This is a genomic window from Streptosporangium sp. NPDC000095, assembly GCF_042899335.1.
In the GTDB taxonomy this organism is placed as follows: Bacteria; Actinomycetota; Actinomycetes; order Streptosporangiales; family Streptosporangiaceae; genus Streptosporangium.
On record NZ_JBIAZS010000034.1, the window covers coordinates 1 to 22,167 of the forward strand.

Consider the following 22,167-nt stretch of genomic DNA (forward strand, 5'->3'; position numbering starts at 1 on the left):
AGACATCGACGACCTCCTCCGGCGCGTGTTCACGAAGGCGAGCGCGAGCGAAGAACGACTGCCTCCCACCGCGACGGAGGAAGAGGTCGCGCGGGTGACCCCCGCCAGGCAGCCCGAGGCGAGCGTGGGGGTGAGCAGCCTCCCGTCGCGTACGACGAAGACGTTGCTGCCGGTGCCCTCGCAGAGGTCGCCCGCGAGGTTCTCGAAGATCGCCTCGCCTCCGCCCCTGGCCTTGGCGTAGAACAGCGCCTTGGCGTTGTCTCCGTAGGAGGTGCTCTTCACCCCGGCGAGCGCGCCGCGCTCGTTGCGCGGCCAGGGCACGACGGTGACGTCGGCGGTGGCCGGGAACGGCTTCTGCTCGTCGACGATCACCACGGTCGTGCAGCCCTGGTCGCCCCGGTCGGAGCCGAGCGGTCCCGGGCCGCTGGTGTAGGTGACGCGGACGCGGCCGAGCTTCCAGGGCGGGGCCTCGGCCAGGCAGGCGCGGACCCCGTCGGCGATCGCCTCCACGTCGGGGTCGGGCAGATCCATCCGCCGCGCCGAGAGCGTGAGCCGGTCGAGGTGGCGGGTGAGCGCGAACGTGGTGCCGTTCACGCACTTGATGGTCTCGAACACCCCGTCACCGACCATCAAGCCGTGATCGAACACCGAGACGGTGGCCTGATCCGGAGCGACAAGTGCCCCGTTAAGCCATATAGGTACGTTCATCCGACTCCTTCTGAACCTGATGTTGATGCCAGCGCGATGAGCCGGGAGGCCTTCAACTCGGTCTCGTCCCATTCGCGTCGCGGGTCGCTCCCCCAGGTTATGCCCGCGCCCGTACCGAAACGGATCTCGTCGGACGACAACCAGAACGTGCGGATTCCCACGGCCAGGCAGGCCCGCCGCCGGTCGGCGTCGACCCAGCCCACGGTTCCACAGTAGGGCCCGCGCGGCTCGGGTTCGAGCTCATCGATGATCCTCAGAGCCGAGGATTTCGGGGCTCCGGTCACCGAGCCCGGCGGGAAGGTCGCGGAGAACAGGTCCGGCCACCCGTACTCCGGCGCGAGCCGCGCCCGGACCGTGGAGACCAGGTGCACGAGCCCGGGGTGCTCCTCCACCTCGCACAGGGCGGGCACGCTCACCGAACCGACCACGGCGACCTTGCCCAGGTCGTTGCGGACGAGATCGACGATCATCACGTTCTCCGCGTAATCCTTCTCCAGCAGGTCCCCCGCGGTGACCCCGGTTCCCTTGATCGGCCCGGACTCGACCACGTCGCCGTTCCTGGACAGGAAGAGCTCCGGGGAGGCCGACACGACGGCCAGTCCCGGCAGGCTCACCGTGGCGGCATAGGGGGCGGGGTTGCCCTCCGCCAGCCGTACGGCCAGGGCGAGCGGGTCGGGCTCCTCCCCCGCCGGGAGCGGCGCGGTCAGCACCCGGCAGAGGTTGGCCTGGTAGACCTCGCCCCGCTCGATGTAGGCGCGGATGCGCCGCACGCCGTCCTCGTAGGCGGCCCGGTCCAGGGAGGTGCGCCACGACGACGGGTGCGGGCCCCGCCAGGGGCCGCGCGGCGCGGGCAGCGGTGCCCTGCGGACGTCGCCGAACCGGGCGCACGTCACCTTGCCCTCGTAGTCGACCACGACGGCCCACCATCCCTCGCCGTCCAGCGCGGCGAGATCGGTGGTGAGGTCCCGGAGACCGGTCGCCAGATATCCGGTGACATGCGCAAAAGAATCATGCACTTCCCTATTGTCCCGCCGCTCCGGCCAGCAGCCGTACCAGGGTGCGGGCGGCGGGCAGGGGGTTGGGCGGCAGGGCCGCGTAGACGGTCCTGCGCGGGGCGAGGTCGCCCAGGGAGCGGAGCACCAGATCGGGCGGCACGGCGGAGGCCGCGATGGAGGGCACGAGCGTGACGCCGAGCCCTGCCGCGACGAACCCGAACTTGCCCGTCCACTCACCGATCCTGACCGTGGCACGAGGCGCGAACCCGGCGCGGGCGCAGGCCGCGACGAGCGCGGTGGCCCGGCCGGGCGAGGGCGCCTCGATCCAGGCCTCCTCCCGCAGCTCACGCAGGTCGACGATCTCCTCCGCCGCCAGCCGGTGGTCGCGGGGCAGCGCGACGAGCAGCTCGTCGCCGACCAGCTCGACCAGCTCCATCTCCTCCTCGCCCCCTTCACGGGGCGGCTCGGCCAGGTAGTCGCTGATCACCGCGACGTCCAGGTCACCCTCGCGCATGCGCCGCAGCAGACTCCCGCTCGGCCCTTCGATCGGGACGAGCTCGACCCGGGGGAAGTCCTCCCGGAACGCGCGCAGGGCGCCCGGCACGAGCGCGACGTTCGCGGTGGCGAACGCCCCCACCCGCAGCCGCCCCCGGTAGCCGCCGTAGATCCCGGCCAGCTCCTCCTCCGCCCTGGTCAGCCGGTTCAGAACCACCTGGGCGTGGTGGTGCAGAGCCTCACCGGCGGGCGTGAGCCGCACCCCGCGCGAAAGCCGCTCGAACAGCGGGCCGCCCGCCCGGTTTTCGAGCGCGGCGATGCGGCGGGACACGGCGGACTGGGTGTAGTTGAGCCTGACGGCCGCCGCGGTGAACGATCCGGTGCGGGCCACGGTGTCCAGCAGGCGCAACGCCTCGACGTCGAACACATTCCTCCCTTGCATGGCTTACATGCAATCTAGTCATTTGTGGAATGCCTCGCCGGTTCGTAGCGTGGAGCGCATGATCTCCTTTCTCGGACTGGGGCGCATGGGCGCCCCGATGGCCCGGCGACTGGTGAAGGCCGGGTACGAGGTGACGACGTGGAACCGCACCCCCCGCACGGTCGAGGGCGCCGCCTCGGCGGCGTCACCCGCCGAGGCCGTGGCCGGGGCGGAGCTGGTCGTCACGATGCTCAGCGACCCCACGGCGGTGCGGCGGGTCCTCACGGACGCGGCACCGGGACTGCGGGCCGGGACGGTGGTCGCGGAGATGTCGACGATCGGGCCTGAGGCGCTGGCCGGGCTGCGCGACCTGCTTCCCACGGGGGTGGGGCTGGTCGACGCGCCGGTCCTGGGCAGCGTGCGACCGGCCGAGCACGGAACTTTGACGGTGCTGGCCGGGGGCCTGCCCGAGGACCTTGCCCGCTGCCGGAAGGTGCTGGGAGTGTTCGGCCGGGTGCGTGAGGTCGGCGGTCCCGGCGCGGGCGCGGCGATGAAGCTCGCCGTCATGAGCGCGCTGGTGCCCGCCCAGGTGCTGCTCGCCGAGACCCTCGCGTACGCGAGGGCGACCGGGGTGGACACCGCGGACCTCCTGGAGGTGCTCGGCGGCACGCCGCTGAGTGCCCTCGTCGAACGGGTCCGCCCGGCCGTCGAGGGCGGCCCGCATGAGACGCGCTACGCCCTCGGCCTGGCGGCCAAGGACGTGGGGCTGGCCGCGCACGGGACCCAGACGCTCGCCGCCGCGGCCGGGAGGAGACTGGCGGACGCTGCCGCGGCCGGGCTCGCCGAGGCGGACCTGACAGCGATCTTCGCGCACGTCGCCACGACCGGTCCCACAGGGGCGGAGCGGACGGACGACGCGAGCCAGGCGCTACCGGTGGAACGGGAGGTGGCGGAGGGACCGGTCGGGGATACCGGGGACATCGGGGCCACCGAAAACGTCGGGGACGTCAGGGAGGGGGATCCGGGCCGTGTCGGCGTGCGGAAACTGAACCCGGCCACGGTGCCTCCCACCAACGGGCTCTACTCCCACGCCACCGAGGCCGCAGGCCTGCTGTTCGTCTCGGGGCAGGTGGCGCTGGACGAGGAGGGGAAGGTCGTCGGCGAGGGGGACATGACGCGTCAGTCCGAATACGTGATGGACCTGCTGTCACGCGTCCTCGCCGATCGGGGCTGCACGTTCGACGACGTGACTCACATCCGGAGCCATCTGACCGATATATCGCTGTTGCGGGAGTACGCGGCCGTGCGCGAGCGCCACATCACCGGCGAACCCCCGGCCAGCACCACCGTGGAGGTCTCACGGCTGTTCCGGCCGGGGCTGCTCATCGAGGTGGAGGTGATCGCCGCCATCCCCACGAGCCGCTGACGGCGGCCGCGCCCACCCGCCGCGTCGGCGGGCCGGGAGCCACCGGCCCGTGGCAGCTCCCGGCCCGGCTCCGTACCGGCTCTACGACAGAGGGCCGGTGACCGTCTCCGCCGCGGCGACGATCGCGTTGGCCGCGACGAGCCGGACCACCGTCTCGATCTCCGGAGCGAGGAAGCGGTCGGGACCCGGCCCGGGAACGGACTGGCGCACGACGTCCACGACGGCCGCGGTCGCCGCGGCCGGCCGCAGCGGGGCACGCAGATCCAGGGCCCGCGCGGCGGTGAAGACCTCCACCGCCAGCACCCGGGTGAGGCCGTCCACCGAACGGCGCAGCTTGCGCGCGGCCGACCAGCCCATGGAGACGTGGTCCTCCTGCATCGCGGAGCTCGGGATGGAGTCGACGCTCGCGGGCGCGGCCAGGCGCTTGAGCTCGGAGACCACCGCCGCCTGGGTGTACTGGGCGATCATGTGGCCGGAGTCGACGCCGGGGTCGTCCGCGAGGAAGGCGGGCAGGCCGTGGTTGCGGGCCACGTCCAGCATGCGGTCGGTGCGGCGCTCGGAGATGCTCGCCATGTCCGCGACCGCGATGGCCAGGAAGTCGAGCACGTAGCCGACGGGGGCCCCGTGGAAGTTGCCGTTGGACTCCACCCGGCCGTCGGCGAGGACCACCGGATTGTCGATCGCGGAGGCCAGCTCCCGCCCGGCGACCAGGGCGGCGTGCGCCAGGGTGTCGCGGGCGGCCCCCGCGACCTGCGGGGCACACCTGAGGGAGTACGCGTCCTGGACGCGGGTGCAGGTGCCGTCCCGATGGGAATCCATGATCTGCGAGCCGTCGAGCAGTGCCCTGAGGTTGGCGGCACTGGCCGCCTGCCCGGGATGCGGGCGCAGGGCCTGCAGGTCGGCGGCGAAGACGCGGTCGGTGCCCAGCAGCGCCTCCACGCTCATGGCCGCGCTCACGTCGGCGGTCCTGAACAGGCGGGTGAGGTCGTCCATCGCCAGGATGAGCATGCCGAGCATGCCGTCGGTGCCGTTGACGAGCGCGAGCCCTTCCTTCGCCGCGAGCTCCACGGGCTCGATCCCCGCCTGCTTGAGCGCCTCCGCGGCGTCGGCCCGCTCCCCCGCGGCGTCGCGGACGACACCTTCGCCCATGATCGTGAGGGCCACGTGGGAGAGCGGCGCGAGGTCGCCGGAGCAGCCGAGGCTTCCGTACTCGTGCACGACGGGGGTGATCCGCGCGTTGAGCAGGCCCTCCAGCACCCTGGCCGTCTTCGGGCGCACGCCGGTGCGGCCGGTGGCCAGGGTGTGCAGGCGCAGCAGCATCATCGCCCGGGTGACCTCGATCTCGACCTCGGGACCCGAGCCGGCGGCGTGCGAGCGTACGAGGGATCGCTGCAGCTGGGCGCGGAGCGAGGGGTCGATGTGCCGGGTGGCCAGCGCGCCGAACCCGGTGGAGACGCCGTAGGCGGGGGTGGGGCTCTCGGCCAGCTCGTCCACCCGGGTGCGGGCCGCCGCCATGGCGGCCAGGGCGTCGTCGCCGAGGCGTACCGGGGCACCGTGCCTGGCGACCCTGACGACCTCCTCGAAGCTCAGCGGCTCCGGCCCGATGGTCACGACATCGTTGTCGCGCATACTGCCAACTCTCTCGCGTAGGGTGAGTCGTGGTAACTGGTGAAACCATAGCTGGCTCCTTACATCTCACGATAGCGGCCGTATTCGGTTTGGGGAGTCGCCGGGTATTCGCTAGAGTTCTCACAGTGAGTCCGGGCCGGTCCCGGAAGCACGCGGAAGTGGCTCAGTGGTAGAGCATCACCTTGCCAAGGTGAGGGTCGCGGGTTCGAATCCCGTCTTCCGCTCGGAAAAGGGGCATCCGCCCCCCACTCGGTGGAGTGGCCGAGAGGCGAGGCAACGGCCTGCAAAGCCGTCTACACGGGTTCAAATCCCGTCTCCACCTCTGGTTTTCAGCGAGGACGATTAGCTCAGCGGGAGAGCGCTTCCCTGACACGGAAGAGGTCACAGGTTCAATCCCTGTATCGTCCACCATCCGCCACGGAACACGGCGAAACGGCCGTCGACACCCCCGCTCGGGGTCGTCGACGGCCTTCTTTTCGTTCCAGGTCGAGCTTCCTTTTCCGGGCCTGTTCCGGGCCGACCTCCATCGGCCCGGCCGGGTTTCCTGTTCCTGCCCCCGCCGCCATCGGCCCGGACGGGCCACCGGCCGCCCGCTTCGCCCGGCGAGCACCCGGCCCGGCTCGTCCGAGCGGTTACGGGCCGCCCACGGATCGGGGTGTGATCAGGCCCGACTCGTAGGCGAGGACGACGAGCTGGGCACGGTCGCGGGCACCGGTTTTGGTCATGGCGCGGCTGACATGGGTCTTGGCGGTGAACGGGCTGATCACCATGTGCGCGGCGATCTCGTCGTTGCTGAGGCCCCGGCCGACCAGTGCCACAACCTCCCGCTCGCGCCTGGTGAGGACCTTCATCGCGCCGTCCGTGCTCACGTCGGGGCGCCGGGAGACGTACTGGTCGATCAACTTGCGGGTGATGGCGGGCGAGAGCAGGGCGTCGCCCCGCGCGGCCACGCGGACACCGTGCAGCAGGTCCTCGGGTTCGGTGTCCTTGACCATGAATCCGGCCGCGCCCGCGCGCAGGGCGTCGAAGACGTACTCGTCGAGCCCGTAGTTGGTGAGGATGACGACGTGCACACCGGCCAGGTCCGGGTCGGCGGCGATCCGCCTGGTCGCCTCGATACCGTCGAGCACGGGCATCTGGATGTCGAGAAGCACGACGTCGGGAACGTACCGGGCGGCCAGTTCGACCCCCCGCAACCCGTCGGCCGCCTCGGCCACCACCTCGATGTCGTCCTCGGCGTCGAGCAGGGCGCGAAATCCGGCGCGGATCAGCGCCTGGTCGTCGACGAGCAGCATGCGGATCACCGGGCCCCCTCCGGCGAAAGCCCGGCGCGGGCGCGCGTCACGCGGAACCGTCCACGGGAAGTTCGGCGCGGACGCTGAAACCGCCCTCGCTGCGGGGGCCGGCGCGCAGCCTCCCGCCGAGCGCGGTGACCCTCTCGCGCATGCCGCTCAGCCCGACCCCGGGCGTCGGTACGGCACCGGGATCCGCCCTCCCGTCGTCGTCGATCTGCACGGTCAGCTCCTTCGGGCCGTAGGTGATGCGCACCGACGCCGCCGCGGGACCCGCGTGCCTGGCGGCGTTGGTGAGCGCCTCCTGAATGATCCGGTACGCGGTGCGGTCGACGTCCACCGAGAGCGGCCGCCGCTCCCCGTCCACGACCACGGTCGCGGGCAGGCCCGTCGCCCGCGACCGTTCGACCAGCTCGGTGAGGCGGTCGAGCCCGCTGACGGGCGGCTCGTCGTCGCGCAGTACCTCCAGGGTGGCGCGCAGCTCTCTCATCGCCTCCCCGCCGGCCTCCTGGATGGCGAGCAGCGGCGCGGACACCTCCTCACCTCGCTTGCGGGCGAGGTGGACCGCGACCCCGGCCTGTACCTTGATCACGGAGATGCTGTGGGTGAGCGAGTCGTGCAGTTCCCTGGCGATCCTCAGCCGTTCCTCGTCCGCGCGGCGGCGGGCCGTCTCCTCTCGGGTGCGCTCGGCCTCGGCGGCGCGTTCCTCCGCCCGCCTCAGGTCGTCCCGGCGGTGGCGGGAGACCACGCCCATGACGCCGGCGGCGACGAACCAGCCGACCAGCAGGCCGGTGGACTGCTGTGGGAGTCCCCCGGACCCGGTCCCCGACGACAGGCCGGCCACCAGATCACCGCTCAGGAAGACGACGCTCGCGGCCACCGCGGCGGCACGGTGACCGGTCAGTACCGCAGTGTGGACGGCCACCAGCACCGGGAAGGCCGTCGGAGGCCCGACACCGGTCCTTACCGAGTAGGCCGTCATGCACACCGCGGTGACCAGCGCGACCACGACGGGAAGGCGGCGGCGGACGGCGAGCGGCAGGGTGCCGGCGAGCAGCAGCGCGTACTCGACCGGCCCCGGCCCATGCGGACCGCCCTGCTCCGGCCCGACCAGCGTCGCGACCACCAGCAGCAGGGCGATCCCCCCGGCGAGTGCCGCGTCGGGCACCTGATCGCCCTCACCGCGCACCCCGCCGCCCCAGGTGCGTACGCGATCGCGCCATCCGTACGCGTGCCCCCGCGGTCCGCGCACGTGCCCGCGCCATTCGCGTATGCGACCCATGCCCGAACAGTAGACCGGGCGCCGCCTCCTCCGCCTCCTCCGCGGAGAGGGGACCGGAGCTACTCCCGCTGGAGTAGGCCCGGGATCGCTACGCCCCCGGTGGCGGGCGCGAGAGCATCCGCCGATGCGACGCCCGGGATCGGGCCGGTCGGCGACCATCGACTCACCGACCGGCCGACGACCACCGGCCTGACCATCGGCCATCGCCCCGGCGCGGGCCGGCCGGAGGCAGAACCCGGCCGCTGGAACCACCTCGCTCCGGAACACAGCCGCCGGATTTTCTGACGGCGGCATTCCGGCCGACCATCACGAAGGGAACGACGGTAGATGGCGAACACCTTCCGATACGTGACTCCCGTTACGCCCGAGGCCGCGACCGGCCGGATCGCCGCCGTCTACGGCCAGGCGACCACCGACTTCGGCCTCGCCAGGATGCCGGTCCTCATGACGCTCTCCCCCGTCCCCGGCCTGCTCGCCGCGACCTGGGCGCTGCTGCGCGAGTCGCTCGTGGCCGGACCCGCCTCCAGGACCGGCAGGGAGGTGGTCGCGCTCGGCGTGTCCATGGCCAACCGGTGCCCGTACTGCGTGGCCGCGCACACCACCCTGTTGCACGCCACCGGCGACCACCGGCTGGCCGAGGACATCTCACGCGGCGACACGCCCGCCGACCCCGGACACGCCGCGCTCCTCGGCTGGGCGACGGCCACCCGAACACCCGGCGCGGTGGGCCCGGAGCCGGCGCCGTTCCCGGCTGAGCACACCGCCGAGTACGCCGGCACCGCCCTGACCTTCCACTTCATCAACCGCATCGCCTCTGCCCTGCTGACCGACAGCATGCTGCCCGGCAGGCTGCAGGATTCCCGACTGGTCCGCAACCTGAGCGGCAGGGTGCTGGCCCGCACCGTACGCAGGCGACTGCCGGCCGGTGAGAGCCTCCCCTTTCTGGCGGAACCACCCGCGCTCCCGGAACCTGTCTGGGCGGCGGGCACACCGGTGGGTACCGCCTTCGCCGCGCTTCGGGAGGCGGCGGGCGCGGGCGGGGCGCTGCTCGGCGAGCGGGCCCGCGCGGCCGTGCTGGAGACGGTCGGCGCATGGGACGGCGAGCATCCCGCGATGGGTGGCGGGTGGCTGGACGGGCCGTCGGCGGACCTGACCGGCTCCGACCTTCCCGGGGCGAGGCTCGCCCTGCTCACCGCGCTGGCACCGTACCGCGTCACCGACGCCGATGTCGCGGCCTGGCGAGTCACCCACCCCGACGACGCGGACCTGGTACGGCTCATCGCGTACGGCGCGATCACCGCTGTCGAAGGCGTCGAGGCGTCGATCCGCCGGGATCTGCCCGAGCCGTCCGGAACAAGATCGCGGACCGCGCCGCCGTCGCCGTGACAACGGCGCACGACGACGTGATCGGCCTCGAAGGGTGGTTCGAGCCCTTCGGCCCGTTCACCTGTGCACCACTCTCTCGCCGGTACCCGAGAGGCCGCCGATGCACCCCGGGCGCCGCCGGGCCGGGTGAGCCCGGCGGCGCGGTTCTCAGCGGTCGGCGGGCGGCGACTCCAGCGACTCCAGCCAGCCCTCGATGGCACGGGCCATCGAGGGCGACCTGTCCTCCAGCATGGTGTAGTGGTCACCCTCGACCTCACGGAGGACGTGGTCGGTGTGCCAGGAGGCGCGCCAGTCGTCGGTGACGGGTATCTCGCCGTCGAAGCCGGTCAGCGGGGTGTCCGGGTGCAGGAACAGGATGGGCGCGCGTACCTCGCCCACCGTGCTCTCACGGAACAGCCGGTAGTAGCGACCCATCGCCGCCAGCCGTGCGCTGGTGAACGGGCCGAACGACGCCTCCCTGTCGAACATGCCCCGCACCAGTTGCATGCCGATGTCGTCGATGACCTTGTCGTCGGGCATGAAGGTGTCCAGCAGGACCAGTCCTCGCGGGTTGATCCCGATACTCTCCAGGTAGCCGACGGCGGCGTGCGCGAAGATACCGCCCGCGCAGTAGCCGAGGACCACGAACGGCTCGTCCCCCGCGGCCCGGCGTACGGACTCCGCCCACACCCGCACCGCGGCGTCGACCGTACCGGGAAGCCTCTCCTCCTTGGCGAAACCGGGCACCGTGAGCGCGAAGAGGTCCCGGACACCGCGGAAGTTCGCGGCGAGCCGGGCGAACTGGGTCGCCCCGCCCAGCGCCATGGGGGTGCTGAAGCAGAACAGCGCGGGTGTGCCGGGCCCGGAGGCGAGCTTGACCGGCGGCGGGATCTCGTCGAGCTCCTCGACAGAGGAGAAGGAGGGACGCAGGTCGGCCATCGCCCGCAGCAGCCCCATGGCCTCGTGCATCTTCCCCGCGCGGGCGGCCTCGTGGAACAACGCGCTGGGGGTCTCCGAGGGGTCCGCACCGCCCGGCGCGTTCTCGCCGGCACCGTCCAGGCGGGCCGCCAGCTCGCCCAGGAGGTGTTTTGCCAGGTCGGAGGGGTTGGGATAGTCGAAGACCACCGTCGCGGGCATCCGCAGCCCGGTCGCCTTGACAAGGCCGTTGCGCAGTTCCATGGAGGTCAGCGAGTCGAAGCCGGCCTCCAGGAAGTTCTGGTGCGCGTCGACCGCCTCGGGGCCGGGGTGGCCGAGCACCCTGGCGGCGTGCGCCCGTACCGCCTCGCGGAGCACGTCCAGTCGCTCCTCCTCGGGCAGCCCGGAGAGCCTCGCCGTCAACGGCGCTCCGTCCGTCTCCTCCTCGGCGTCGCCGTCGTCGAGGATCGCGGTGACCTCGGGAAGGGCACGCAGCAACGGGCGGGACCTGGAGAGGGTGTACGCGGGGGCGAACCGGCTCCAGTCGATGTCGGCCACCACCAGGTGGGACTCGTCGTGGTCCAGGGCCTGGCCGAGCGCGGCCGTGGCCGAGGAGGGCTCCATGGCACGCACGCCGAGGCGGCGCAGCCGGGAGCCGACCTCGTCGTCCACCATGCCGCCGCCGCCCCAGGCACCCCAGGCGACGCAGGTGGCCGCCGTTCCGCGGGCGCGGCGCCGGGCGGCCAGCGCGTCCAGGAACGCGTTCGCCGCGGCGTACGCCGCCTGTCCTCCCTGCCCCCACACGGCGGCCCCCGAGGAGAACAGCGCGAACAGGTCCAGCGGCCGGTCGCCCAGCAGTTCGTCCAGGTGACGCGCGCCCACCACCTTGGCCAGCCCGACCTCGGCGAACTCCTCGACCGTGGTGCCGGGCAGCGGCGCGCCGTCCCTGACGACGCCGGCCGCGTGGACCACCGCGCGCAGCGGGTACTCGGCGGGCAGCGAGTCCAGCAGGCGGCGGAGGTCCTCGCGGTCGGCGACGTCGCACGCGGCGATCGTGACTGTGACGCCCAGGGCCGCGAGCTCGGCCTCCAGCTCGGCGGCGCCCTCGGCGGCGCGTCCGCGCCGGCTCGTCAGGAGCAGGTGCTCGACGCCCCGGCCCGCCAGCCAGCGGGCCACGTGCGCGCCGACCCCGCCGGTTCCGCCGGTGACGAGCGCGGTGCCGCTCAGCCGCCGGACACCGCCGGAGCCTGAGGCGCTTTCGACCGCGCCGATCGGTGCCCGCACCATCCGGCGGGCGAGGATCCCGTTCTGCCTGACCGCCAGTTGTTCCTCTCCGCCCGGCCCTGCCAGCACGCCGCAGAGGCGGTCGACGGCCCGCTCGTCCGGGGAGGGGGGCAGATCGACGAGGCCGCCCCAGGTGTCCGGGTGGTCCAGGGCGAGGACGGTGCCGATCCCCCAGACCTGTGCCTGGAACGGGGCGGCGTCCCCGCTTCGTCCCGGCTCCGCCCGGGAGGTCTGCTCGGCGCCCGAGGTGCCGGTGTCCACCGCGCCGGAGGTCACGGCCCACAGCGGCGCCGTGACGCCCGCGTCGCTCAGGGCCTGGACGAGGGTGACGGTCGCCGCCGTGCCGCGTGAGAGTCCCGGGTGCACCGGGTGGAGGTGTTCGTCCAGCGCCAGCAGGGAGAGCACACCGGTCACGGACTCGTCGGCGAGCCGGTCGCGCAGCGCCGAGGTGAGCGCGGCGCGGTCCTGCCCGCCCACCTCGAGGGGAATCACCCGGGCGCCGTTCCTGGCGAGCCCCGCGACGACCGCGGTCGTCGCGGGGGCGTCGTCCGCGGGCAGGGCGACCAGCCACGAGCCGGTGAGCGTGCCACCCGCCGGCTCGCCGACCGGCCGCCAGGCCACCCGGTAGCGCCAGGAGTCGATCGTGGCCCGCTCCCGCGTGCGCCGACGCCAGGAGGACAGCGCGGGCAGCATCTCGTTCAGGACGTCGGGAGCGACCCGCAGGTCGTCGGCGAGGCTCAGCGCGTTCCCGTGCTCGACGGCCTCCCAGAAGGCGGTGTCCACCGGGTCGGCGGCCGGGGTCCGCACGGCCGCCGAGGACTCCAGCCAGTAGCGCCGCCGCTGGAAGGCGTAGGTCGGCAGGTCCACCGGGCGGGCCCCGGGATACAGGCCGGACCAGTCGACGGTGACGCCCCGGACGTGCAGCTCGGCGGCGGAGGCGAGCAGCCGGGGCAGCCCGCCCTCGTCGCGGCGCAGGGTGCCGGTGACGACGGCGTCGTGGCCGAGCGCGTCGAAGGTCTCCTGCAGGCCCATGGTGAGCACCGGGTGCGGGCTGGCCTCGACGAACACGCCGTACCCCTGCGCGGCGAGCGCGCGGACGGCGCCGTCGAAGCCGACCGTGCGGCGCAGGTTGGTGTACCAGTACTCGGCGTCGAGGCCGGTGGTGTCGATCCAGTCGCCGGTCACCGTGGAGATCATCGGCACCTCGCCCGAGCGGGGCTCGATCGGCCCGAGATCACGGAGCAGGCGCTCGCGCAGCTCCTCGACCTGCGCGGAGTGCGAGGCGTAGTCGACGGGAACCTTCCTGGCCCGCACGCCATCCCCGGTCAGCTCGTCGATCAGCTCGTCGAGGGCGTCCGGGACGCCGGAGACCACGACCGAGCGGGCCCCGTTCACCGCCGCGACGGAGATCCGGTCCCGCCAGGGCTCCAGCCGCGCGGTCAGCTCATCGACGGGCAGCCCGACGGAGACCATGCCTCCGCGCCCGGCGAGCACGTCGCCGATGGCCCGGCTGCGCAGGGCGGCGACGCGGGCGCCGTCGTCGAGGGAGAGTGCCCCGGCGACCGTGGCGGCGGCGATCTCCCCCTGGGAGTGGCCGATCACGGCGTCGGGGCGGATTCCGTAACCGCTCCAGAGCCGGGCGAGCGACACCATGACCGCCCACAGCACTGGCTGGACCACGTCCACCCTGTCCAGCGGGGGTGCCCCCGCCTCCCCGCGCAGCACAGCGGACAGCGACCAGTCCACGAACGGCGCCAGTGCCCGCTCGCAGTCGGCGAGGTGCGCGGCGAAGAGGGGGGAGGCGGCGAGCAGTTCCGTGGCCATCCCGGCCCACTGCGAGCCCTGGCCGGGGAAGACGAACACCGTCTTGCCCGGCGTCCCGGCCGCCACCCCGGTGACCGCGCCGGTGACGGTGTCGCCCGAGATCAGCCCGCGCACGCCGGCCAGCAACTCCTCACGGTCGCGTCCCACCACCACGACCCGGTGCGGGAAGGCGGTGCGCGCGGCCAGGGCGAGGCCGATTTCGGCGGCCGGCCGTCCCGGGTGCTCCTCGGCGTAGGCGAGAAGGCGGTCGAGCTGTGCTCGCAGGACGGGCGCGCTCTTCGCCGAGACCGCCCACGCCGCCGCACCGCCCGGCAGCGCGAGCATCGGCGCCGGCTCCCCAACCTCCCCCGGCTCCCCGGACGCGCCTTCGGCGGCCGGGGCCTGCTCGACGATCACATGGGCGTTGGTGCCGCTGACGCCGAAGGAGGAGACTCCCGCACGGCGGGGCCGGTCCACGTCGTCCGGCCACTCGACGGGTTCGGTCAGCAGCCGGACGTTCCCCGCCGTCCAGTCCACGTGGGAGGAAGGCTCGGACACGTGCAGGGTGGCGGGCAGGACACCGGCGCGCAACGCCATCAGCATCTTGATCACGCCCGCGACCCCGGCGGCGGCCTGGGTGTGGCCGATGTTCGACTTGATCGAGCCCAGCCAGAGCGGCCGGTCCTGCGGACGGTCCCCGCCGTACGCGGCGAGCAGGGCCTGCGCCTCGATCGGGTCGCCGAGGGTGGTCCCGGTGCCGTGCGCCTCGACGGCGTCCACGTCGAACGCGGCGAGACCGGCGTTGGCCAGCGCGCGGCGGATGACCCGTTGCTGGGACACCCCGTTCGGGGCGGACAGGCCGTTGCTCGCACCGTCCTGGTTGACCGCGGAGCCGCGGATGACCCCGAGGATCGGGTGACCGTTGCGGCGCGCGTCGGACAGCCGCTCCAGCAGCAGCATGCCCGCGCCCTCACCCCACCCCGTACCGTCGGCGTCGTCGGAGAACGCCTTGCAGCGGCCGTCTCGCGCGAGACCCCGCTGGCGGCTGAACTCAACGAAAGCCTCGGGCGTGGCCATCACGGTCACCCCGCCGGCCAGGGCGAGCGTGCTCTCCCCGCGCCGCAGCGACTCGCACGCCCAGTGCAGCGCCACCAGGGACGACGAGCACGCGGTGTCGACGGTGACCGCCGGACCCTTGAGCCCGAACACGTAGGCGACCCGACCGGAGATCACGGCGGTGGAGTTGCCGGTCAGCAGGTGGCCCTCCACCCCCTCCGGCAGCGCGTCCAGGCCGGTGCCGTACCCGCTGGAGAAGGCGCCGACGAAGACACCGGTCTGGCTGCCCTTCAGCGAGGTCAGGTCGACGCCGGCCCGCTCGAACGCCTCCCACGACACCTCAAGAAGCAACCGTTGCTGCGGGTCGGCGGCGAGCGCCTCACGCGGCGAGATGCCGAAGGAGCCCGCGTCGAAGTCTCCGGCGTCGTAGAGGAAACCGCCCTCGCGGGTGTAGCTGGTCCCCGGCCGGGTGAGCTCCGGATCGTACAGGGTCTCCACATCCCAGCCCCGGTCGCCGGGGAACTCCGAGACGCCGTCGCGGCCCTCCGCGACGAGCCGCCACAGCTCCTCGGGGCTGCGCACGCCCCCGGGGAACCGGCATCCCGCCGCGATGACCGCGATCGGCTCGCGGTCCTTGGCCTCCACCTCGCGCAGCCGCTGCTGGGCCTGCTGGAGGTCCGCGGTCACCCGCCGGAGATAGCCGAGGAGCTTCTGCTCGTCCGCCATGTCACGTCACCTTCCCCACACGTCGAGCCGGGCGCCCACCGCTGGGGCGTTCGGTACGGAGAGACCGTTCATCACGGCAGGAACATTCGGGAACACTGGGCTCAGAGCCCCTTGTCGATCAGTGCGAACAGTTCGTCGGCGCTCGCCGACTCCACGCCCTCGCCGACGGCCGCGCCTGCTCCGTCCGGCTCGGGCCTGTCTCCGCGCCACTGGGCCAGCAGACCTCCCAGACGTGTGGCGATCGTGAACCGCGTCTCCTCGTCGGGGGTGATCTCGGTGAGCACCCGGCCCAGCCGGTCGAGTTCCCGCAGGACCTGTGCCTCGGTCGGCGCCTCGTCCGGCACCAGTTCCGCGCGCAGGTAGTCGGCGAGGGCGGTCGGGTTCGCGTAGTCGAACACCAGCGTGGCGGGCAACCGCCTGCCGGTCGCGGTGTTCAGCCGGTTGCGCAACTCGACCGAGGTGAGCGAGTCGAAGCCCATCTCGTCGAAGGCCCGGTCGGCCTCCACCTGGTCGGTGGAGGTGTGGCCGAGCACGGCGGCGACCTCGGCCCGCACCAGGTCGAGCAGCATCCGGTGACGGTCGGCCGCGGGGAGCGCGGCCAGGCCGGCGAGCAGGTCCGCGCCGGTCTGCCCGCCCCCGGCGGCCGTCGCGGTACGGCGGGCCGGCGCGCGCACCACACCCCGCAGCAGTGGCGGCAGCCGGTCGCCCTTGGCCGCCAGTGCCTTGGCGTCGAGGCGGATCGGCACCAGCGCCGACTCCGGCCTGCCCGCCGCGGCGTCGAGCAGGGCCAGGCCCTCCTCCGGTGTCAGCGGCACGACACCGTCGCGGGCCATCCGGCCGATGTCGGCGTCGGTGAGAGTACCGAGCATGCCGCCGACCTCGGCCCACGGGCCCCAGGCGAGCGAGAGCGCGGGCAGTCCCCGCGCGCGCCGCAGCCCGGCCAGCGCGTCCAGGAACGCGTTGGCCGCGGCGTAGTTACCCTGCCCGGTGCTGCCGAACGTGCCGGCCACCGACGAGAACAGTACGAACGACGACAGGTCGAGGTCGCGGGTCAGCTCGTGCAGGTTCAGCGCGGCGTCCGCCTTGGGGCGCAGCACCCTGTCCACCCGGTCGGGGGTGAGTGAGGCGATCGTCCCGTCGTCCAGTACGCCCGCGGCGTGCACCACCGCGGTGAGCGGGTGCCCGGCGGGCACCCCGGCCAGCAGCTTCGCCAGGGCGGTCCGGTCGGCCGCGTCGCAGGCGACGATCTCGACGTTCGCCCCCAGGTCCGTCAGTTCGGCACGCAGCCGCTCCGCCCCCTGGGCGGCGGGACCGCCACGGCTGGTCAGCAGGAGGTTGCGGACGCCGTGGGCGGTCACGAGGTGGCGGGCGACGAGGCCGCCGAGGCCGCCGGTGCCGCCGGTCACCAGCACGGTGCCGTCCTGGGCGAGCGGGACGGGCATGGTGAGCGCGACCTTGCCGACGTGTCTGGCCTGCGACAGGAAGCGGAACGCCTCGGGGGCGCGGCGGATGTCCCAGGCGACCACCGGCAGCGGCCGGATCGCCCCCCGCTCGAACAGGTCGAGGAGGGCACGCAGCATCTCCCCGATCCGATCGTACCCGGCCTCGACGAGGTCGAAGTCGCGGTAGCGGACGCCGGGATGCTCGGCGGCCACGGCCTCGGGCGGGCGAACGTCGGTCTTGCCCATCTCCACGAACCGGCCGCCGCGTGGCAGCATCCGCAGCGAGGCGTCGACGAAGTCGCCCGCCAGCGAGTTGAGCACCACGTCGACCCCTCCCCCGCCGGTCGAGGCGAGGAAGGAGGATTCGAAGTCCAGGGTGCGTGAGGAGGAGATGTGGGCCTCGTCCAGCCCCATGGAGCGTAGGACGTCCCATTTGCCGGTTCCGGCGGTTCCGTAGACCTCGGCTCCGAAATGCCGGGCGAGTTGCACGGCCGCCATGCCCACTCCGCCCGCGGCGGCGTGGATCAGCACCTTCTCCCCCGCTTTCAGGGCCGCCAGGTCCACCAGCGCGTAGTACGCGGTGAGGAAGGCGACCGGCGTCGACGCGGCCTGGGCGAAGGTCCAGCCGCCGGGCACGGCGACCAGCTGGCGGTGGTCGGTGACGGCCAGCGGGCCGAACGCGCCGCCGTCGAACATGCCCATCACCCGGTCGCCCTCGGCGAACGCGGTGACGCCGGGACCGACCTCCACGACGCGGCCCGCTCCTTCGAGGCCCATCGCGCCCGCCTCGCCCGGATACATGCCGAGCGCGTTGAGCACGTCCCGGAAGTTCACCCCGGCGGCGCGGAGCTCGACCCTGACCTGTCCCGGTGCCAACGGGGCGACGGCCGCGGGCGCGTCCAGGAAGGCCAAATTCTCCAGGGTGCCCTTGTCCAGGCTGTCCATCCGCCAGGAGGCGGCGCCCTCGGGCGGCACGAGCCCGGCGCCGGTCGCCCGGACGAGCCTGGCGGCCAGCACGGCTCCTCCTTCCCTCAGCGCCACCTGCGGCTCGCCGGTCGCGAGCGCGGCGGGGAGCCGTCCCGCCGACGCGGCATGACCGTCCAGGTCGGCCAGGACGAACCTGTCCGGGTTCTCCGCCTGGGCGGAACGGACCAGGCCCCACACCGCGGCGCCCGCGACGTCACGGGCGCTCTCCCCGGACCCGGCGGAGACCGCTCCCCGGGTCACGAAGACCAGCCGGGAGTCGTCGAGGCGGTCGTCGGCCGACCAGGCCCGAGCCAGGTCCAGCGCCCGCTGAACGGCCGAGCGGACGGCCCCCGCCACAGCCTCCGTGCCGGTTTCCGTGTCGATCTCGGTGTCGGTGTGGGGTCCGGCGGCGTGAGCGTGGTCATGAGCGAGGGTCCCGCCGGCGCTCTCCGCGCTCACGAGGACGACGTCGGGAACGGTCGCACCGGAGTCGAGGGCCGCGACCAGCTCCTCGATCCCGGCGTAGGAGGCCGGGGAGATCCCGGCCGCGCGCAGCGCCTCCCCCGCGGCGGGGACGTCGCCGCCGAGCAGCGCCCACTCCCGCACCGGTACGGTCCCGGCCTCGGCCGGGACCCACTCCACCCGGTGCAGCGAACGCCCGGGGTCCGTGCGTGCGCCGGCGAGGTCGGCGGAACCGATGGGCCGCAGTACGAGCGAGCCGATCGACACGACAGGACGCCCGGCCTGGTCGGCCGCCTCCAGGCGCAGCGAGTCGCCTCCGGTCGGCACCACCCGCACCCGCAGCCCTGACGCCCCGGCGGCGTGCAGTTCCACCTCCGACCACGTGAACGGCAGCGCGGCGTGCTCCGTCGAGGCGTCACTGAGGGCGAGGGCGTGCAGGGCGGCGTCCAGCAGGGCCGGGTGGACGCCGAAGAGGGCGGCGTCGGCGGCGACGCCCTCGGGCAGCGCGATCTCGGCGAACACCTCGTCGCCACGCGTCCAGGCCGCCCTGAGGCCGCGGAAGGCCGGACCGTAGCGGAGGCCGAGGTCGACGAGCCGGTCATAGAGGCCGTCCGTCTCCACCGGCTCGGCACCGGGCGGCGGCCACTCGCCGAGGTCGAAGTCTCCGGCGGTGCCCGAGGCGGTGAGGAGGCCGGTGGCGTGCCGGGTCCACGCCTCGTCGGCCGCGGTCTCCTCGGCACGTCCGTAGACGCTGATCGCACGGGCCCCGGAGTCGTCGGGCGCGCCGAGCACGACCTGCACCTGGACACCGCTCTGGCCGGTCAGGACCAGCGGGGCCTCCAGGGTGAGCTCCTCGATCCTGTCGCAACCGACCTGGTCTCCGGCGCGGACGGCGAGTTCCACCAGCCCGGTGCCGGGGAACAGCACCGTCTCGCCCACCGCGTGGTCCGCGAGCCACGGGTGGGTACGGGCCGAGAGACGGGTGGTGAACAGGTGTCCACCGGAGTCGGGCAGCTCGACGGCGGCACCCAGAAGGGGGTGACCCGGCGTGTCGAGGCCGACGGACTCCGGGTCGCCGGAGGTGGGGACGTGCAGCCAGTAGTCGCGGTGCTGGAAGGCGTAGGTGGGCAGTTCGACCCGGCGTGGTCTCCCCACTCCGGCCGCGGTGGTGGCGTCGGTGAAGAACGCCTCCCAGTCAACGGCCACCCCCCGCGTATGCAAGGCGCCCAACGCCGTGACCAACTCCGCGGCCTCACCACGATCCCGGCGCATCACCGGCACGAACACCGCCCCGGACCCCACCCCCGAACCAGCACCGTCACCGGAACCGTCGCCGGCCAGGCACTCCTGCCCCATCGCCGACAACACCCCGTCCGGCCCCACCTCCACGAACGTCTCCACCCCCGCAGAAGCCAACACCCCCACCCCATCGGCGAACCGCACCGCACCACGCACCTGCTCCACCCAGTACTCCGGCGAACACAGCTGCTCAGCCGTGGCCTGCTCCCCGGTCAGGGTCGACACGATCGGAATCCGCGGCGGGTCGTAGGTGAGCGTCCTGGCCAGGGTGCGGAAGTCCTCCAGCATCGGGTCCATCAACGGCGAATGGAACGCGTGCGACACCCGCAACCGCTTCGCCCGAACTCCCCGCTCCTCCAGGGCGGCGGCCACCTCAAGCACCGCCTCCTCGACGCCGGAGATCACCACCGAGGACGGACCGTTCACCGCCGCGACCGACACCTCACCCTCACGCCCGGCCAGCAGCTCGACGACTGCCTCCTCGGAGGCCCGCACCGACACCATCGCCCCACCGGCAGGCAACGCCTGCATCAACCGCGCCCGACCCGCCACCAACACGCACGCGTCCTGCAGCGACAACACCCCCGCCACATGCGCCGCCGCGATCTCCCCGACCGAGTGCCCGGCCAGCACATCCGGCGCCACTCCCCAGGACTCCACCAGCCGGAACAACGCCGTCTCCACCGCGAACAGAGCCGGCTGCGCCCACCCGGTCCGATCCAGCAACTCCGCCTCCACCGACCCCGGCTCGGCGAACACCACCTCACGCAACGACCCCTCAAGCAGCGGATCCAGCTCCGCGATCACCGCGTCCAACGCCGCCGCGAACACCGGGAACCGCCCATACAGCTCCCGGCCCATCCCGGCCCGCTGACTGCCCTGACCGGTGAACAACACCGCCACCCGGCCGTCACCCACCCGACCCCGCACCACACCCGAACCACCGGCTACCGCCGACAACCCGGCCACCACACTTCCACGGTCCCCGCCCACCACCACCGCACGATGATCGAAGGCGGACCTGCCGGTGGCCAGCGAGTACGCGATGTCCAGCGGCCTCAGGTCCTCGCGCTCCTCCACGAATGCCGCCAGGCGGGCGGCCTGCGCGCCCAACGCCTCCTCGCCGCGCGCCGACACCACGAACGGCAACGGCAATCCCCCGGCGAGCTCCGCCGTCGGAAACGGCAGAGCCCCCTCGATCTCGGTGTCGACGGGCGCGGGGGCCTGCTCGATGATGACGTGGGCGTTGGTGCCGCTGATACCGAAACCGGAGACTCCCGCGCGGCGCGGGTGACCGTTCTCGGGCCACTCGACGGGCTCGGTCAGCAGCGACACCGCACCCGCCGACCAGTCGACGTGCGGGGTGGGCTCGTCGACGTGCAGGGTCCTGGGCAGCAGGCCGTGCCGGAGAGCCATCACCACCTTGATGACGCTCGCCACCCCGGCGGCGGCCTGGGTGTGGCCGATGTTGGACTTCACCGAACCCAGCCGCAGGGGACGATCGACCGGGCGCTCCTGACCGTAGGTGGCGAGCAGCGCCTGGGCCTCGATCGGGTCGCCGAGCATGGTGCCGGTGCCGTGCGCCTCCACCGCGTCGACGTCGGCGGCCACCAGTTCGGAGTTGGCGAGCGCCTGGCGGATGACGCGCTGCTGGGAGGGGCCGTTCGGAGCCGACAGGCCGTTGCTGGCACCGTCCTGGTTGACCGCGCTGCCCCGCACCACCGCCAGCACCGGATGACCGTTACGACGCGCGTCCGACAGCCGCTCCAGCAGCAGCAGGCCGATCCCCTCGGAGAAGGCGGTGCCGTCGGCGGCCGCGGCGAAGGCCTTCACCCGGCTGTCGGGGGCGAGGCCGCGCTGGCGGCTGAACTCCACGAAGATCTCGGGAGTGAAGATGATCGTGACGCCGCCGGTGATGGCCATGGAGCACTCGTCCCTTCTGAGGGACTCGCACGCCATGTGCAGGGTCACCAGCGAGGACGAGCAGGCGGTGTCGGCGGTGACCGCGGGTCCCTCAAGACCGAGGGTGTAGGAGATCCGCCCGGACATGACGGCGGTGGAGGTGCCCGTCAGCAGGTGACCCTCGACCCCCGCGGGGAAGACACCCTGGCCGATGCCGTACCCGCTGGAGGCCGCGCCGACGAAGACGCCCGTCCGGCTGCCCTTCACCGTGGCGGGATCGATGCCCGCCCGTTCCAGCAGTTCCCACGAGGTCTCCAGCAGCAGCCGCTGCTGCGGGTCGGACGCCAGCGCCTCGCGCGGGCTCATCCCGAAGAAGCCCGCGTCGAAACCGCCGGCGTCGGCGACGAACCCGCCCTCGCGGGCGTAGGTGGTGCCGGGGATGTCCGGGTCGGGGTGGTAGAGCCGGTCCAGGTCCCAGCCCCGGTCGCCGGGGAACCCGGACATGGCGTCCTTCCCGTCCGCGACCAGCCGCCAGAGCTCCTCCGGGCTGTTCACTCCACCGGGCAGGCGGCAACTCATGGCCACGACCGCGATCGGCTCACGTTCCCTGGCCTCCACCTCGCGCAGGCGGCGTCGGGTGTGCTGCAGGTCGGCGGTGGCACGCTTGAGGTAGTCACGCAGCTTGTCGTCATTCGGCAT

Annotated in this window: 10 protein-coding genes and 3 tRNA genes; 5 read left to right on the top strand and 8 right to left on the bottom strand. The window is 73.2% G+C overall.

Annotated features, from left to right (window positions below):
• The 3 genes from ACFY3V_RS38795 to ACFY3V_RS38805 all read right to left on the bottom strand — a co-directional run.
• Nucleotides 1-708 (bottom strand): aminotransferase class IV (locus ACFY3V_RS38795; protein WP_389780325.1); only part of this gene is annotated, 708 nt, incomplete at its 3' end.
• Nucleotides 705-1,724 carry a chorismate-binding protein gene (locus ACFY3V_RS38800; RefSeq protein WP_362907346.1) on the bottom strand — a complete coding sequence of 340 codons (1,020 nt, stop codon included), beginning with the start codon at nucleotides 1,722-1,724 and terminating at the stop codon, nucleotides 705-707. The genes ACFY3V_RS38795 and ACFY3V_RS38800, both read right to left, overlap by 4 nt.
• A gap of 4 nt (nucleotides 1,725-1,728) precedes the next feature.
• Nucleotides 1,729-2,640, bottom strand: a complete 912-nt coding sequence (locus ACFY3V_RS38805) for a LysR family transcriptional regulator (RefSeq protein WP_362907348.1) — start codon at nucleotides 2,638-2,640, stop codon at nucleotides 1,729-1,731.
• A gap of 58 nt (nucleotides 2,641-2,698) precedes the next feature.
• Here ACFY3V_RS38805 and ACFY3V_RS38810 point away from each other — a divergent pair, with 58 nt between their 5' ends.
• On the top strand, nucleotides 2,699-4,045 hold the full coding sequence (locus ACFY3V_RS38810; protein ID WP_362907350.1) for an NAD(P)-binding domain-containing protein: 1,347 nt from the start codon (nucleotides 2,699-2,701) through the stop codon (nucleotides 4,043-4,045).
• Nucleotides 4,046-4,126: 81 nt separating this feature from the next.
• On the opposite strand, the gene hutH is transcribed toward ACFY3V_RS38810, so the two are convergent.
• A complete protein-coding gene (gene hutH / locus ACFY3V_RS38815; protein WP_389780328.1) occupies nucleotides 4,127-5,674 on the bottom strand; it encodes a histidine ammonia-lyase in 1,548 nt (515 codons plus the stop codon).
• Between the two features lie 152 nt (nucleotides 5,675-5,826).
• Here hutH and ACFY3V_RS38820 point away from each other — a divergent pair.
• The 3 genes from ACFY3V_RS38820 to ACFY3V_RS38830 all read left to right on the top strand — a co-directional run bounded on the left by ACFY3V_RS38820 (nucleotide 5,827) and on the right by ACFY3V_RS38830 (nucleotide 6,085).
• Nucleotides 5,827-5,898 (top strand) — tRNA-Gly (locus tag ACFY3V_RS38820).
• Nucleotides 5,899-5,925: 27 nt separating this feature from the next.
• Nucleotides 5,926-5,996: transfer RNA gene (locus ACFY3V_RS38825), tRNA-Cys, on the top strand.
• A gap of 14 nt (nucleotides 5,997-6,010) precedes the next feature.
• Nucleotides 6,011-6,085 (top strand) — tRNA-Val (locus ACFY3V_RS38830).
• Between the two features lie 221 nt (nucleotides 6,086-6,306).
• Here the strand turns inward: ACFY3V_RS38830 and ACFY3V_RS38835 are convergent.
• Nucleotides 6,307-6,978, bottom strand: coding sequence for a response regulator (locus tag ACFY3V_RS38835; protein WP_389780330.1), 672 nt, complete (start codon nucleotides 6,976-6,978; stop codon nucleotides 6,307-6,309).
• 37 nt (nucleotides 6,979-7,015) lie between these two features.
• A complete protein-coding gene (locus ACFY3V_RS38840; RefSeq protein ID WP_389780332.1) occupies nucleotides 7,016-8,248 on the bottom strand; it encodes a sensor histidine kinase in 1,233 nt (410 codons plus the stop codon).
• Between the two features lie 348 nt (nucleotides 8,249-8,596).
• Here ACFY3V_RS38840 and ACFY3V_RS38845 point away from each other — a divergent pair, with 348 nt between their 5' ends.
• Nucleotides 8,597-9,634 carry a carboxymuconolactone decarboxylase family protein gene (locus ACFY3V_RS38845; RefSeq protein ID WP_389780334.1) on the top strand — a complete coding sequence of 346 codons (1,038 nt, stop codon included), beginning with the start codon at nucleotides 8,597-8,599 and terminating at the stop codon, nucleotides 9,632-9,634.
• Between the two features lie 147 nt (nucleotides 9,635-9,781).
• Here the strand turns inward: ACFY3V_RS38845 and ACFY3V_RS38850 are convergent, their stop codons facing one another.
• Nucleotides 9,782-15,397 carry a type I polyketide synthase gene (locus ACFY3V_RS38850; RefSeq protein WP_389780336.1) on the bottom strand — a complete coding sequence of 1,872 codons (5,616 nt, stop codon included), beginning with the start codon at nucleotides 15,395-15,397 and terminating at the stop codon, nucleotides 9,782-9,784.
• Between the two features lie 101 nt (nucleotides 15,398-15,498).
• Nucleotides 15,499-22,167, bottom strand: a complete 6,669-nt coding sequence (locus ACFY3V_RS38855) for an SDR family NAD(P)-dependent oxidoreductase (RefSeq protein WP_389780338.1) — start codon at nucleotides 22,165-22,167, stop codon at nucleotides 15,499-15,501.

Excerpts from the sequence above, each read along its gene's own strand:
- ACFY3V_RS38805 (WP_362907348.1), bottom strand. The coding sequence starts at position 2,640 with ATGCAAGGGAGGAATGTGTTCGACGTCGAGGCGTTGCGCCTGCTGGAC.
- ACFY3V_RS38810 (WP_362907350.1), top strand. The coding sequence starts at position 2,699 with ATGATCTCCTTTCTCGGACTGGGGCGCATGGGCGCCCCGATGGCCCGG.
- hutH (WP_389780328.1), bottom strand. The coding sequence starts at position 5,674 with ATGCGCGACAACGATGTCGTGACCATCGGGCCGGAGCCGCTGAGCTTC.
- ACFY3V_RS38840 (WP_389780332.1), bottom strand. The coding sequence starts at position 8,248 with ATGGGTCGCATACGCGAATGGCGCGGGCACGTGCGCGGACCGCGGGGG.
- ACFY3V_RS38850 (WP_389780336.1), bottom strand. The coding sequence starts at position 15,397 with ATGGCGGACGAGCAGAAGCTCCTCGGCTATCTCCGGCGGGTGACCGCG.
- ACFY3V_RS38855 (WP_389780338.1), bottom strand. The coding sequence starts at position 22,167 with ATGCCGAATGACGACAAGCTGCGTGACTACCTCAAGCGTGCCACCGCC.